12 protein-coding genes and 1 tRNA gene are annotated in these 12,979 nt (G+C 61.8%); 4 read left to right on the forward strand and 9 right to left on the reverse strand.

All coding sequences use genetic code 11. The features are described from left to right. The first annotated feature begins 98 nt into the window (after positions 1-98). The gene (locus GM910_RS27910; RefSeq protein WP_425482727.1) at positions 99-200 is read left to right on the forward strand and encodes a hypothetical protein; all 102 of its coding nucleotides are present in this window, start codon (positions 99-101) and stop codon (positions 198-200) included. A 91-nt stretch (positions 201-291) separates the two neighbouring features. On the opposite strand, the gene GM910_RS24100 is transcribed toward GM910_RS27910, so the two are convergent. The 5 genes from GM910_RS24100 to GM910_RS24120 form a co-directional block, all read right to left on the reverse strand. Further along, the gene (locus tag GM910_RS24100) at positions 292-831 is read right to left on the reverse strand and encodes a hypothetical protein (protein ID WP_159592683.1); all 540 of its coding nucleotides are present in this window, start codon (positions 829-831) and stop codon (positions 292-294) included. Next, positions 828-2,141, reverse strand: a complete 1,314-nt coding sequence (locus GM910_RS24105; RefSeq protein ID WP_159592687.1) for an HD domain-containing protein — start codon at positions 2,139-2,141, stop codon at positions 828-830. The genes GM910_RS24100 and GM910_RS24105 overlap by 4 nt, the downstream gene beginning before the upstream one ends. A 106-nt stretch (positions 2,142-2,247) precedes the next feature. Beyond that, positions 2,248-3,855: a carboxyl transferase domain-containing protein gene (locus tag GM910_RS24110; RefSeq protein WP_159592690.1), complete on the reverse strand. Its 1,608-nt coding sequence runs from the start codon at positions 3,853-3,855 to the stop codon at positions 2,248-2,250. A 60-nt stretch (positions 3,856-3,915) separates the two neighbouring features. Next, on the reverse strand, positions 3,916-5,079 hold the full coding sequence (locus tag GM910_RS24115; protein ID WP_159592693.1) for an isovaleryl-CoA dehydrogenase: 1,164 nt from the start codon (positions 5,077-5,079) through the stop codon (positions 3,916-3,918). 16 nt (positions 5,080-5,095) lie between these two features. After that, positions 5,096-5,692 carry a TetR/AcrR family transcriptional regulator gene (locus GM910_RS24120; RefSeq protein WP_159592696.1) on the reverse strand — a complete coding sequence of 199 codons (597 nt, stop codon included), beginning with the start codon at positions 5,690-5,692 and terminating at the stop codon, positions 5,096-5,098. Positions 5,693-5,838: 146 nt separating this feature from the next. On the opposite strand from GM910_RS24120, the gene GM910_RS24125 reads away from it, so the two are divergent. Beyond that, positions 5,839-6,105 carry a hypothetical protein gene (locus GM910_RS24125; RefSeq protein WP_159592699.1) on the forward strand — a complete coding sequence of 89 codons (267 nt, stop codon included), beginning with the start codon at positions 5,839-5,841 and terminating at the stop codon, positions 6,103-6,105. A gap of 106 nt (positions 6,106-6,211) precedes the next feature. Here GM910_RS24125 and GM910_RS24130 read toward each other — a convergent pair whose 3' ends face one another. From GM910_RS24130 to GM910_RS24140, 3 genes are all read right to left on the reverse strand, one after another. Beyond that, positions 6,212-7,327, reverse strand: coding sequence for a pyridoxal phosphate-dependent aminotransferase (locus GM910_RS24130; RefSeq protein ID WP_159592702.1), 1,116 nt, complete (start codon positions 7,325-7,327; stop codon positions 6,212-6,214). 139 nt (positions 7,328-7,466) lie between these two features. Further along, entirely contained in the window at positions 7,467-8,426 is a 960-nt protein-coding gene (locus tag GM910_RS24135; protein WP_159592705.1) for a tyrosine-type recombinase/integrase, read from the reverse strand. Between the two features lie 391 nt (positions 8,427-8,817). Further along, the gene (locus tag GM910_RS24140) at positions 8,818-9,783 is read right to left on the reverse strand and encodes a porin (RefSeq protein WP_159592708.1); all 966 of its coding nucleotides are present in this window, start codon (positions 9,781-9,783) and stop codon (positions 8,818-8,820) included. Between the two features lie 513 nt (positions 9,784-10,296). Between GM910_RS24140 and GM910_RS24145 the strand changes: the two genes are divergently transcribed. Then, positions 10,297-10,387, forward strand: a tRNA-Ser gene (locus GM910_RS24145). 452 nt (positions 10,388-10,839) lie between these two features. Next, positions 10,840-11,967: a porin gene (locus GM910_RS24150; protein WP_159592711.1), complete on the forward strand. Its 1,128-nt coding sequence runs from the start codon at positions 10,840-10,842 to the stop codon at positions 11,965-11,967. Positions 11,968-12,025: 58 nt separating this feature from the next. Here GM910_RS24150 and GM910_RS24155 read toward each other — a convergent pair whose 3' ends face one another. Then, complete coding sequence (locus GM910_RS24155) at positions 12,026-12,922, reverse strand: alpha/beta fold hydrolase (protein ID WP_159592714.1); 897 nt, start codon at positions 12,920-12,922, stop codon at positions 12,026-12,028. Positions 12,923-12,979: the final 57 nt, after the last annotated feature.

The following is a 12,979-nucleotide window of genomic DNA, read 5'->3' on the forward strand; positions in this document are numbered from 1 at the left end:
CTTAACGACGTCAATAACGACGTCGTTAACGACCTGAACTTACCGGTTCACACCACCTCTCATAAGGCGGTCCTATTCGGCCGGTTACTGTGAACCGGGTGCAGATTGCTGACATCGAAGCGGGGAGGAAGACGGGGTCTGTGCAGACGCTGCGGAAGCTGGCTGGGGCGCTTGGGGTGGCTATTGATGATTTAGTGTGAATAGGACAATGCTGGGCGACCACCGGTGCCCACTCTCCTCGGCCAACTGCCGCAAGGCATATCGTCCTGTACCTAATAAGCAATCTGTTCGCTAGTGAACAGATTGAGCTTCTGATGCTAATCTCTCTGCGTCAATAAACGCACTCCGCGCAGCATCCAATTGAACGTGAGACTTCAGAGAGGTAAGAATCTCTGCTCTCTTCTCAAGAGAAAGCTCACTGCCATATTTATTGTTCACAAACACAGCAGTCGCGAGTTTCTCTAGCTCAGAAACATTCTTACTACCAAGATTTTTCGCGACGAAAGATATCCCCGAAGCTATCTTCTCATTCGAGTTAACTTCAGAGGCAATATCGATAGCCTCATCAGAAATGCACAACATAGGGCCATAGGGATGCCGGGAGACAACCTGCACTATTTCATCTGCTATTAAGCTCTGAAGATAGTCAGAGAGCTGAAACGAAAAAGGACCATGTTTGTAGAGAATGAACTTGAAATCCGAAGGAACTCCAGCGAGCATTTGGCACAGATATAATGCTTTCTGGACATGCGTCTCACCACACCAGCTACCTTCATTCTTCAAGGCTTGCATGGTGAACAAAACGATTGACGCCAGGCTAGGCGCGCTCATGGGGCGTCTCCTTTTTGTCTAATGATCTCTTCGCGATTCGCGTTCAAAAAGCTAGTGGCCTTATCCAAAATTTCACGGTCGCAAAAAAGAAGATCAAAGGTCGCAGAGGGTATCTTAGTCAAGGTTTCAGAAAGGTTAATCGAGGATTCAATTCCACCGTTGCTTTGTAAGACAGGAAAATCCAAGGCAACACTCTTGGGCGGATATGAGTCCCGCCGTAACATGTTTGTTCCAAATTCCTTGATCAGGGCTGCATAGATCAGATCAACAGATCGTAAGTTTATTTTCTGATCGGCTGGAGTTCTTTCATAAATTCTCTTGAAATGAAGTCGATCTACGATTCTTTTTGCATGAAGATGCCCCTTCGCCGAAGGTTCTCTGGCTGCACTTAGCAGTGCTGATATAACTTCGTTATCAGTCAAATTAATGTGATCGGCCACACATGTGGGAAAGAAACTGTCTGGAAGCCATTCTTTCAAAAAATCTTTTAAGTGAATATCATAAGCTCTTCTGACATGATGAAAATATACCTGCTTATACATGAAATATCGTGCGAGAGACATTGCCTCAGCTGCTTCAAGTCCTCCAGATTCCACGCCAAGCCAAGGTTCTAATGATTCTCGGTCCGTTCTTGGCAATATCCTCAACGTCTGTAGCAATCGATGGTGGTCAAATCTCCCGTAAACCACGCCAGCATGATATGCATCACGTAGCAAGTAGTCGATACGATCAACTCCAAAAGCGTCCCCGACTATTATCTCTGAGAGGAGAGTCTCCCAAATCGTGAATGCAAAATCATTGGAAAAATCAGAAAGCTTTTTAGGGCCAATTGCTATCTTCGCAACATGTTCTGGTAGAATAGGAGGGATGGACTTGGTGAAAATGTCCTTCATTTCATCTGACATTATCAGGTCGTATGTCAGGCGTTCATGATTCCAGTCTGTTGGTAGAAGCTCATGCTCGGCTGCGTGTGAGAATGGGAGGTGTCCTACATCATGGCAAAGAGCCGCCAAGCGGACCACTCTCTTCCAATATTCTAGTTGATGCTTGCCTGGCAGATGAGTCTTAATTTCGTAATGCACGTGCGACTCAGCAGTCACTATGTCGAATACAAGACCGGCGAGGTGCATCACCCCGAGCGAGTGTTCGAAACGCCTGTGAGTAGCACCCGGAAAGATCAAAAAAGAAGTCGCTAGTTGATGAATATGCCTTAGGCGTTGGAATGGACGCGAGTCCACAACCCTGCGCTCATCGGTGTCGAGGGTGATGAATACATGGATTGGATCGCGAAATTCGTGATTGTGTTTCACGCTTCCACTTCAGCCAAAGTTTGATTTATGCCGCCAACTTGCGTTCGTGACGCGTGGATCGTCAAGCTGAACATATAGAACATACAGAGAACATTCTGTCTACCCCTCACATCCGAAACACCCCAAACCGCGTCTCCTCCACCTCCGCATTCAACGCCGCACTCAGGCTCAACCCCAACACCTCCCGCGTCTTCGCCGGATTGACAATCCCATCGTCCCACAGCCGCGCCGATGAATACAGCGGGTGCCCCTCGCGCTCGTATTTCTCCAGGATCGGCGCCCTGAACGCGGCTTCCTCCTCCTCGCTCCACGTCCCGCCCTTGCGCTCGATGCCCTCGCGCTTGACGATGGCGAGCACCGTTGCCGCCTGTTCGCCGCCCATCACGGAGATGCGCGCGTTGGGCCACATCCACAGGAAGCGGGGGGAGAAGGCGCGGCCGCACATGCCGTAGTTGCCGGCGCCGAAGGAGCCGCCGATGATGGCCGTGACCTTGGGGACGCGGGCGGTGGCGACGGCGGTGACGAGCTTGGCGCCGTCGCGGGCGATGCCGCCGGCCTCGTATTTCCTGCCGACCATGAAGCCGGTGATGTTCTGCAGGAAGACGAGGGGGATCTTGCGCTGGCAGCAGAGCTCGATGAAGTGGGCGCCCTTGAGGGCGGATTCGGAGAAGAGGACGCCGTTGTTGGCGAGGATGCCGACGGGGATGCCGTAGAGGCGGGCAAAGCCGGTGATGAGCGTGGTGCCGTAGTTCTGCTTGAACTCGTCGAACTGCGAGCCGTCGACCAGGCGGGCGATGACCTCGCGCACGTCGTAGGGCTGGCGGGTGTCTTCCGGGATGAGGCCGTAGATCTCGGCCGGGTCGTAGAGGGGTGGGGCGGGGGGCTGGAGGTCTAGGGCTATGGTCTTCGTGCGGTTGAGGTTCTTGACGATGCGGCGGACGATCGCGAGGGCGTGCTCGTCGTTCAGCGCGTAGTGGTCGGCGACGCCGGAGAGGCGGGTGTGGACCTCGGCGCCGCCGAGCTCCTCCGCCGTGACCACCTCGCCGGTGGCGGCCTTCACCAGCGGCGGGCCGCCGAGGAAGATGGTCGCCTGGCCCTTGACCATGACGGTCTCGTCGGACATCGCCGGCACATAGGCGCCGCCCGCCGTGGACGAACCCATGACGCAGGCGATCTGCGGGATGCCTTTGGCCGACATGTTGGCCTGGTTATAGAAGATGCGGCCGAAATGCTCACGGTCGGGGAAGACCTCGTCCTGGTTGGGCAGGTTGGCGCCGCCCGAATCGACCAGGTAGATGCACGGCAGGTTGTTTTCGAGCGCGATCTCCTGGGCGCGCAGGTGCTTTTTCACCGTCAGCGGATAGTAGGTGCCGCCCTTCACCGTGGCGTCGTTGACGACGATGACGCATTCGCGGCCTTCGACGCGGCCGATGCCGGCGATGAGGCCGGCAGAGGCGATGTCGCCCTCGTACATGCCCCAGGCGGCGAACTGGCCGATCTCCAGGAAGGGGGCGCCGACGTCGAGGAGGCGGGCGAGGCGCTCGCGCGGGAGGAGCTTGCCGCGGGCGGTGTGGCGCTCGCGCGCCTCCTTCGAGCCGCCGCGCTCGATCGTTGCGGCTTTCTCGGCCATCTCGGCGACCAGCGCCTTCATGCGCGCGGCGTTCGACTTGAAGGCGTCGGAGGCGGGGGAGAGCTGGGATTTTATGACGGCCATGGCTTCCTGTGCTCGGCGGTGGGCGGCGGGACTAATGCATAGGCCATTTCGCGCCCCGGATCAGCCCGCTTCTCCGACGATTTCCCGGCCGATCAGCCAGCGGCGGATCTCGGACGTGCCGGCGCCGATCTCGTAGAGCTTGGCGTCGCGCAGCAGGCGGCCGGTGGGGAACTCGTTGACGTAGCCGTTGCCGCCGAGGAGCTGGATGGCATCGAGCGCCGTCTGGGTGGCTTTTTCCGCGGCAAAGAGGATGCAGCCGGCGGCGTCCTTGCGGGTGGTCTCGCCGCGGTCGCAGGCGGCCGCCACGGCGTAGACATAGGCTCTCGACGCGTTGAGCGCCGTGTACATGTCGGCAAGCTTGCCCTGGACGAGCTGGAACGCGCCGACCGGCCGGCCGAACTGCTTGCGCTCCTTCACGTACGGCACGGCAACGTCGAGTGCGGCGGCCATGATGCCGAGCGGGCCGGCGGCGAGCACCACGCGCTCGTAGTCGAGGCCGGACATCAGGACCTCGACGCCGCGGCCCTCCTCGCCGAGCACGTTGTCGAACGGCACCTCGACATTGTCGAAGACGAGCTCGCCCGTGTTGGAGCCGCGCATGCCGAGCTTGTCGAGCTTCTGGGCGACGGAAAAGCCGGGCATCCCGCTTGTCACGATGAAGGCGGTGATGCCGCGGCCGTCTTCCTGCGGGTCCGTCCTGGCGTAGACGACCAGCGTGCCGGCTTCGGGCCCGTTGGTGATCCACATCTTCGAGCCGTTGACGATGAAGCGGTCGTTCTTCTTCTTCGCCTTCAGGCGCATGGACAGGACGTCCGAGCCCGCCCCCGTCTCCGACATGGCGAGCGCGCCGACGGTCTTTCCGGTGCACAGGGGCGGCAGGTATTTGGCCTTCTGCTGCGGCGTGCCCCAGCGGCGGATCTGGTTGACGCAGAGATTGGAGTGGGCGCCGTAGGAAAGGCCGACGGAGGCGGAAGCTCTGGAGATCTCCTCCATCGCCACCACATGGGCGAGATAGCCGAGGCCCGAGCCGCCATGCTCGGGCTCGACGGTGACGCCGAGGAGGCCAAGCGCCCCCATCTGCGCCCACAGATGGGCGGGGAACGCGTTGCTCTCGTCTATTTCCGCCGCCAGCGGGGCGATCTTCTCCTTTGCGAAGCGGTGCACCATGTCGCGCAGGGCCTCGATCTCCTCACCGAGGCCGAAGGAAAGTGTCTGCGTGAACATTGTAAAGGTCCTCCCGTCAGGCTGGGGCGCCGACAAGGCGCAGGGTCATGGTGTGATAGGTATCGGCCACTTCCTCGACGGAAAGGCGCTCCCCCGGCCGGAACCAGACGATGACGCCGGTGATCATCTGGATGATCGCCATCGCCGTCAGCGCCGTATCGTCGATGTGGAAGGTGCCGGCGTCGGCGCCTGAGCGCAGGATCTGCCGCAGCTCCTTCTCGTAGGCGCCGCGCAGGCGCAGGATATGCGTGAGCCGCTCGTGCGACAGGCTTCTGAGCTCCATGTTGCTGACATGGGTGGAGTGCCGCCGCGCCACGTGGAAGCGGATGTGGTTTTCGACGAATGCGGAAAGCAGCGCGGCGGCATTGCCGGAGGCAGGCCGCGCCGCCTCCCACGAGGCGATGAGCCCCTCCATATGCGCGCGCATGAGGGTGTAGAGCAGGTCTTCCTTGGTGGGGAAATAGCGGTAGAGGGCGGCCGCCTGCACGCCCACCTCCCCGGCGAGCTGGCGCATCGACACCGCCTCGAAGCCGTGCCGCGCCATGAGCCGCAAGGCCGCCGCGCGTATGGCGGCCTCGGTCTTCTCCCCGTCGGAACCCGCGGTGCGCGCCATGGCCGATGCTCCTCCGCTTTAATTAATAGAACGTACGTTTAATTATGGCAAGGCGGCGCTTGGCACACCTCGCCTCGCAGCTCGGGAACCACATGGCATCGACGGCATTTCCCCTCGGGTTCAACAGGAAGAAAGGGGAGATCGCCATGGCCCTGACCAGGGAAGGGGTGCACCGGATTCTGGGACCGGTGGACAGTGCGTTTCTGGCCGAGCTTGCAGCCACCGGCGCCAGCGAGCGCGAACTGGCCGAGGCGCATGCCTGGGTCATGAACGACGAGGCGCTGGTGAACGATTTCCGCCCCATGCCCAAGGGCAAGGCGGCGGAGCTGGTGGAGATCCTGCATCGCCAGTTCGGCCCGGGTGGCGAGGAGGATAGGGATTTGGCGGTGGGGAGGAAGAGTGAGGAAGAGTGAGGAAGAGTGAGTAGTGAATAGTGAATAGTGAATAATAAATAGTGAATGGAAAGGCGATACGCTTTATATCACTACTCACTACTCACTACTCACTACTCACTACTCACTACTCACTCTTCCTCGCCCTCTCCAGCGCGCCGGCCAGTTCCGCCTCGAAGACGGCGATCTCGGCCTCCGGCCCGACGCTCACGCGGATGCAGCGGTCGAGGCCGGGCGCCATGGGTTTGCGCACGAAGACGTCGCGCGCGCCGAGCGCTTCGAGCACCCGCATGGCAAAGGCGCCGTCGCCGCCGCAGTCGATGGTGACGAAGTTGGTCGCCGAGGGGAGGGCGGCAAGCCCGTGCGCCTCGGCGATCGCCGTCAGGCGCTGCCGGCAGGCGTCGACGGCCTCGATCACCCATTCAAGATGCGCCCGGTCGTTGAGCGCGGCAAGAGCGGCCGCCTGCGTCATGCGCGTCATGCCGAAATGGTTGCGCACCTTGTCGAAGGCGCGGATCGCTTCCGCCTCGCCGATCGCATAGCCGCATCTGAGCCCCGCCAGCCCGTAGGCCTTGGAGAAGGTGCGCATGCGCAGGACGTTGGGCCGCTGGGGCTCGAGCGGCGGCAGGGCGGAGGCCGGCGCGGTCTCGCAATAGGCCTCGTCGAGCACCAGCATGGCGGTCTCGGGCAGCGCTGCGATGAAGCGGGCGATCTCGTCCGCCTCCCACCAGGTGCCCATGGGATTGTCCGGGTTGGAGAGGTAGACGATGCGCGCCTTCTCGCGCCGCACGGCCTCAAGCAGCCCGTTGAGGCTCTCCCGGTCCCTCTCGTAGGGCACGGTGACGAGCCGCGCGCCGAAGCCCGCCACGTGATAGTTGAAGGTGGGGTAGGCGCCGAGCGAGGTGACGACGGGCGTGCCCGGCTCCGCATATTGCCGCACGATGAGGCCGAGCAGCCCGTCGATGCCTTCGCCGACGACGATGTTTTCCGGCGCCACGCCGTGAAGGGCGGCGAGCGTGTGCCTGAGGTCGTGGCTCTCCGGGTCTCCGTATTTCCACATCTCGGGCGCGGCCGCCCGCATCGCCTCGACCACCCTCGGTGAGGGGCCGAAGCCGTTCTCGTTGGCGCCGAGCCGGGCGCGGAAGGGCCGCCCGCGATTGCGCTCCTGCGTTTCCGGGCCGACGAAGGGCACGGTCGCGGGAAGGCTGTCGACAAGCGGGGTGAGGGGAGGGCGCTGGGGCATGGGCGTTTCGGCTTTTGAAGGTGTCGTCGGTCTTCTTTAAGGCCGCGGGCGCCTGGTGCAAAGTGGGTGGGTGTGGCGGGGTGGGGTGTTGCTTACTTGGAAGGGATGGAGATGCCGGCGCCCCCAAAAGACACCCGCCCTATGCCGCCGCGCCCGCCCTCTTCGCCTTCTTGCGGCAGGTCATTTCCAGCACGTCGACGCAGGGGTCGAGGTCGCTGGTCGCCAGGTGGGCGTAGCGCATTGTCATCTGCAGGGTCTGGTGGCCGAGCCACATTTGCACGCGGCGCATGTCGATCCCGCCCTGCACCAGGCGGGAGGCGCAGGTGTGGCGCAGCACGTGCGGCACCACCTGGGTGTCGCTGCCGAGGCCGACCTCGGCCTTGGCCTCGTTCCAGATGGCACGGAAAGGCGCCTGCTGCAGCATGGCGAAGGGGCCCTTGTGCCCGTCCTTCGGGATTTTCACGGCGCGTTGCGCGCGGGCGGTCATGGGAACGGTGCGGCTGCGCGCGGATTTGGTGATCCAGAAGCTGGCGCGCCCGCCCTGCACGTCGTTCCAGGTCAACCCTATCGCTTCGCCCAGCCGGCAGCCCGTGTCGACCAGGAAAATGCACAGCCTGTAGGCGTCTTCGCTGCGCGCGCGGATGGCAGCGAACAGCCTCGTCTCCTCCTCCATGTCGAGGAAACGGATCCGCCCCGCTCTCTCCTTCTGCCGCCGGAACTCCGGCAGACTGTGGATGCACCCCATCTTATATGCCTTCCGCAGCAACTTGCTCAGCGCCGCCATCTTTCTGTTGATGGTCGCGTTGCTGTTCCCGCGGGAGCGTAATTTGCCGATCAGGTCGTCAAGCGTTTCCTGATCGAAGGCGCTGAAGCGCCTGCTTAGCAGCAGTTCGTTCAATTCGCCGATGAATGAGGTGACATTGTATTTATGTCGTCCGGGTTCCCACAGAACGTCGCCGAACCTGGCGAAGAGTTCCTTGAGGCTGAACGTATCGACAACCCGCAACGGCGTGGTGCCGAACGTCACCGAATACTCGGCTACCGGGCTCGTGACCCATTCATCATTGTTGCTGCCAACGGCATGCAGATCATGAGACATAACGATCGAGACGCTCTGCTGTAAAAGTTAAGTATCAGCAGGTTATCGCCGCCACGGACCATGTCCGCGGTATGCGACGCATCTCCATCCCTTGCAGCCATAAAATCGTTCGTCTGGCATTGCCGGCTATAAAAGCCGCTACTTCAAAGACACCAGCCCTGAAGTCTTTTGGTGAGCTATGGCTGTGCTCTTCTGCATTTACACCCTTCCCCAGCGGGAAAAATACAGACCACCCTTTTTCGCCCTGAACCACCATTCAGTCCCCCCTTTAGCGCCAGCCCCGGTCACACAATATGATGTGTGGTAATATTCTATGACAAAGGCTTTACTTGGGATTGAACGGAGATGCAACGCCCGGTGACCGAAGCCACCGGGCGCGAAGTCAGACCGCTTAGAAGTTGCGGTCGAAGCGCAGGAAGCCGCCGAAGTGGCCGTCCTCGTAGCTGTCGCCGTCGAAGTAGTTGACAGCGAGCTTGGTGTTGAAGTTCTCGACCAGCGCGTAGTCGATCACACCGCCGAGGGCATAGTTGTCGTCGCCGGTGATGTGCTCGCTGGCGAAGTACTGACCGCCGAAGCCGACCGAGAGCTTGGGCGTCGCGGCATACTTCAGGTAGCCGCCGGCCGTCCACTCGTAGCCGCCGTTGCCGTCCTTCGTGACCGAATAGAAGCTGTTGTCGGACTCGTAGGTGGCAAGCAACTCAACCGTGAGCTGCTCGGTAGCCTTGATCTTGGCGATCGCCTTGGCGGCCCACTCTTCGGCCGTGGCGTCGTAGGCGCCCCAGACGTTCAGGCTGCCCCAGCCCTGCGCGATACCGACATTGCCGACCACGTTCGGCGTGTAGTCCACGTTGTAATCGGCCTCTTCGAGAGCGATCGTGACGAAGACGCCGTTGGCGGCATCGAAGGTGTAGCGCATGAAGTGAGCGCGGTCGCCGCCGCCGCCGTCGAACTCACCGGACAGGCCGGCGTCGTAGAGCGTGTCGGACAGACCCATGGAGAAGCCGCCGAGCGAGATGATCGCCTGCTGAACGCGAATCCAGTTGTCGCTGTCGGGAGCGCCGACATGACCGCTCTTGACGTCGCCGCGCAGCTCGATGAAGCCGCCCAGCGTGCCGTACTCGGTCTCCGAGCGGGCGTCGACCGTCAGCGTGCCACGGGCAAGCTTCCGCCAGCCGTCGTCGTCCTCGTCAAAACCGATCTCGTAACGGACGTAGCCGCCGATCTTGAGGCAGGTCTCGGTGCCGGGGATGTAGAAGAAGCCGGCGCCGTAGACGTCGCAGACGCAGTCGGCCGCCTGGGCGCCCGTAGCGGCGACCGTGGCGGCCGCGGAGCCAATGAGAAGGCTCTTAATGTTCATTTTCTGACCTCCAGTCAAAAGTTCTAAATACGGGTCTGGGTATTTTGCTGAAGGACAGCTTTCCCTGCCCCATCCCCACGGTACGAAAAAGTCGCGCCCCCGGCGCTCCTTCTTCCAAGCCGACATTACTCACGCCGGGCCGGGGATCAACCGCGATTGCCGCACCTATGCCGTCACGCACACGCTATCGACGGCACCTGTTGCACAAAAGCCACGATTGAGCGGGCTACGGTAATGGATCGTTAAGGTTACAGAGCGGCTTACGGTAAGAAGCGCCGGGGATTTCCCCCCTTTCCACCCCGCAGCTCGGCGCGAAGGGGCGAATCGTGCGCATTGAATTCGCGTTTGCCGGCGCCCATCTGCGCTTTCGTGGCCGGCACGATTCGCGGCGTGGCCGGACGGCGGAGGAGGCGTCTTGCGCGCTATGGCGTCATTGTATGGCGTCATTGTAATGCGCGAAGCATGCAAGACATGTTGATTGTGCCGCCGCTTTTCTTTATCCAGCCTTGCCACGGAGAGGTGGCCGAGTGGTCGAAGGCGCTCCCCTGCTAAGGGAGTAGGCCCCAAAAGGGCCTCGTGGGTTCGAATCCCATCCTCTCCGCCAGCCTTCGCCCTGCGGGCTTCGGCTGGCTTACGCCCGGAGATTGAAGGGCGAAAGCTGGGCGCCCTTTCGCGCCCCCCTCTGCCCTGAGCTTTGTCGAAGGGCCGGGCATCTCCCCCACACGGGGGGGAGATTGGCCGTCACCACGGCTTTCGCCAATCCGCAACGCTGCAGAAGAGGCGTCGAAGCAAGCGGCCAGTTGATCTCCCCACTCGTGGGGGAGATGCCCGGCCCTTCGACAAAACTCAGGGCAGAGGGGGGCGCGAAAGGACGCCAGCATTTCCGATCTTCCTGCTGGCTCCACCTAAATGCATCCCGCTCTCGGCACACATCGGACGCATTTTCCCAAAAAAAGATATTCCGTTTTTGTCGCCTGAAATCGCTGCTTCGGGAAAGTTTATTTTAAAATCAAGCGCTTGCGCCTTCCAGCCGCGATTCAGACTGGAGGTCAGAAAATGAACATTAAGAGCCTTCTCATTGGCTCCGCGGCCGCCACGGTCGCCGCTACGGGCGCCCAGGCGGCCGACGCCATCTTCGTTCCCGAGCCGGAGCCGATGGAATATGTCCGCGTCTGCGACGTCTACGGCGCCGGCTTCTTCTACATCCCCGGCACCGAGACCTGCCTCAAGATCGGCGGCTACGTCCGTTACGAGATGGGTTTCACGGACGGTGACTTCGTTGAAGCCGAAGGCTGGGACAAGCTTGCTCGTGCGACAGTCACGCTCGATGCCCGCTCCGAGACGGAGTACGGCACACTGGGCGGCTTCATCGAGCTGCGTCTGCAGACGACGGGCGGCGAGGTGCTCGAGATTGAGGGGATCAACGATGGGGATCACCTTTCGACGGGGCTAAATTCGGGCACCGCGCGCGTCCAGCAGGCGATCCTGTCGCTTGGCGGGCTCTCCATGGGTGTATCCGACACGCTCTATGATGCCGGTCTTTCGGGTGAGTTCGATCAGGGCGGCGGCGACCGTGCCAACTTCATCCGCTACACCTTCGATGCCGCCAACGGCGTCTTCGTGTCGGTTGCTCTGGAAGAGATCGACGACGCCTATGACTGGACGCCGAACGTGGTCGGCAATATCGGTGTCTCGCAAGCTTGGGGCAGCGCGAACCTGTGGGGCGCCTACGACGCCACGGCCGAAGAGTGGGCCGCCAAGGCGATCGTCGCGTACGATCCCGGTACCGCCTTCTTCGCCGAGGCCATCGCGACCTACGAAAGCGGCATCAGCTACTACTCGGTTGATCCGTTCGGCGGTATTGCTACCGGCTTCACCGATGCGGACATCGATGCCATCGCGCGTCTGGGCGCCGAGTGGAGCGCTGGCGGTCTCGTCGGCTACCACATCAGCCCGCGCCTGAAGGCCTCGGTCGGTGCGCAGTACTTCAGCAATGTCGGACACGACCCGATCTTCGGGGACGATCTCGACGCGATCAAGGCCGGCCTGACGGTCGACTACGAGATCGTCGAGAACTTCAACGCCAAGCTGGCCGTCAACTACACCAAGTTCGATGGCGATATCGAAGGCGTGAGCGATCCCGACCAGTGGCACGGCTTCCTGCGCTTCGACCGCAACTTCTAATCGCGGTTGGAAGAGAAGCTTGAAAGGACCCGGCGGGCTTGCCCGCCGGGTTTTTTCTTTATCCGCTACCGCCCGTCGCCTTTTCGGCGCGCGTCAGGAAAGCGCCGATGCGGCGCGGCAGGTCGCCGGTCTCCAGAAGCGGCGCGTGGCCCTGGCCCTCGACGGTGAGCGCCTCGAGACGCGGATGCCGCTGTGCCATCTCGGCAAGGGTCTCGGCCGAAAGCAGCGCCGAGTTGGCGCCGCGGATCGCCAGCAGCGGGACGCCTCCCAGCCCCTCGAATTGCGGCCAGTTGGCCGGCAGCGGCAGGCTCAGGTCGATCTTTCTCAGCGTCTTGACGAGGCGCGGGTCGAAGTCGGCGGCAAGGCGGCCGTCCTCGATGCGGTAGAGCGCCCGCGTCTGGCGTTCCCAATCCGCCTTAGAAAGCGCGGAGAAGGCCTGCCCGTGCGCCGCCTTCTGCAGGCGGACGGCCTCTTCGATGCTTTGCGGCTTCGGCGCGTTCTCCAGATAGCTGCGGATATGCGCCAGGCCCGCCCCCTCGATGACCGGGCCGATATCGTTCAGCACCACGGCCTTCAGCGCCGCCGGCCGCATCGCCGCCAGCGCCATGGTGATGAGGCCGCCGCGCGAGGTGCCGACGAAGGCGGCATGCTCGACGCCCAGCACCGTCAGCCCGGCGGAAATATCGGCGGCCTCGGTCGCAACGTTGTAGTTGCGCCAGTCGCGGTCATACGCCGACCGGCCGCGCCCGCGATAGTCGAAGGCGATGACCTGGCGCGGCGTCTTCTCGTCGCCCGCAAGGAGCAGGGCAAGCGCGTGGAAATCGCCGGCGTTGCGCGTGAGGCCGGGCAGGCAGACCACCGGCAGCCTGCCGTCCCGCGATTTGCCGTAGACGCGCGCGTAGAGCCTCAGCCCATCGCTGGAGGTGTAGAAGAAGTCGGAAAAACCGTCCTGCAAAGCCTCGCTCCCCGTATCGCCCCCTTTATCGCAAGATGCGCCTAGGCTGAGTCAACC

The sequence above is a fragment of the Chelativorans xinjiangensis genome, assembly GCF_009812055.1.
GTDB classification, from domain to species: domain Bacteria; phylum Pseudomonadota; class Alphaproteobacteria; order Rhizobiales; family Rhizobiaceae; genus Chelativorans; species Chelativorans xinjiangense.

Excerpts from the sequence above, each read along its gene's own strand:
- GM910_RS24100 (WP_159592683.1), bottom strand. The coding sequence starts at position 831 with ATGAGCGCGCCTAGCCTGGCGTCAATCGTTTTGTTCACCATGCAAGCC.
- GM910_RS24135 (WP_159592705.1), bottom strand. The coding sequence starts at position 8,426 with ATGTCTCATGATCTGCATGCCGTTGGCAGCAACAATGATGAATGGGTC.
- GM910_RS24110 (WP_159592690.1), bottom strand. The coding sequence starts at position 3,855 with ATGGCCGTCATAAAATCCCAGCTCTCCCCCGCCTCCGACGCCTTCAAG.
- GM910_RS24150 (WP_159592711.1), top strand. The coding sequence starts at position 10,840 with ATGAACATTAAGAGCCTTCTCATTGGCTCCGCGGCCGCCACGGTCGCC.
- GM910_RS24130 (WP_159592702.1), bottom strand. The coding sequence starts at position 7,327 with ATGCCCCAGCGCCCTCCCCTCACCCCGCTTGTCGACAGCCTTCCCGCG.
- GM910_RS24120 (WP_159592696.1), bottom strand. The coding sequence starts at position 5,692 with ATGGCGCGCACCGCGGGTTCCGACGGGGAGAAGACCGAGGCCGCCATA.
- GM910_RS24140 (WP_159592708.1), bottom strand. The coding sequence starts at position 9,783 with ATGAACATTAAGAGCCTTCTCATTGGCTCCGCGGCCGCCACGGTCGCC.
- GM910_RS24125 (WP_159592699.1), top strand. The coding sequence starts at position 5,839 with ATGGCCCTGACCAGGGAAGGGGTGCACCGGATTCTGGGACCGGTGGAC.
- GM910_RS24115 (WP_159592693.1), bottom strand. The coding sequence starts at position 5,079 with ATGTTCACGCAGACACTTTCCTTCGGCCTCGGTGAGGAGATCGAGGCC.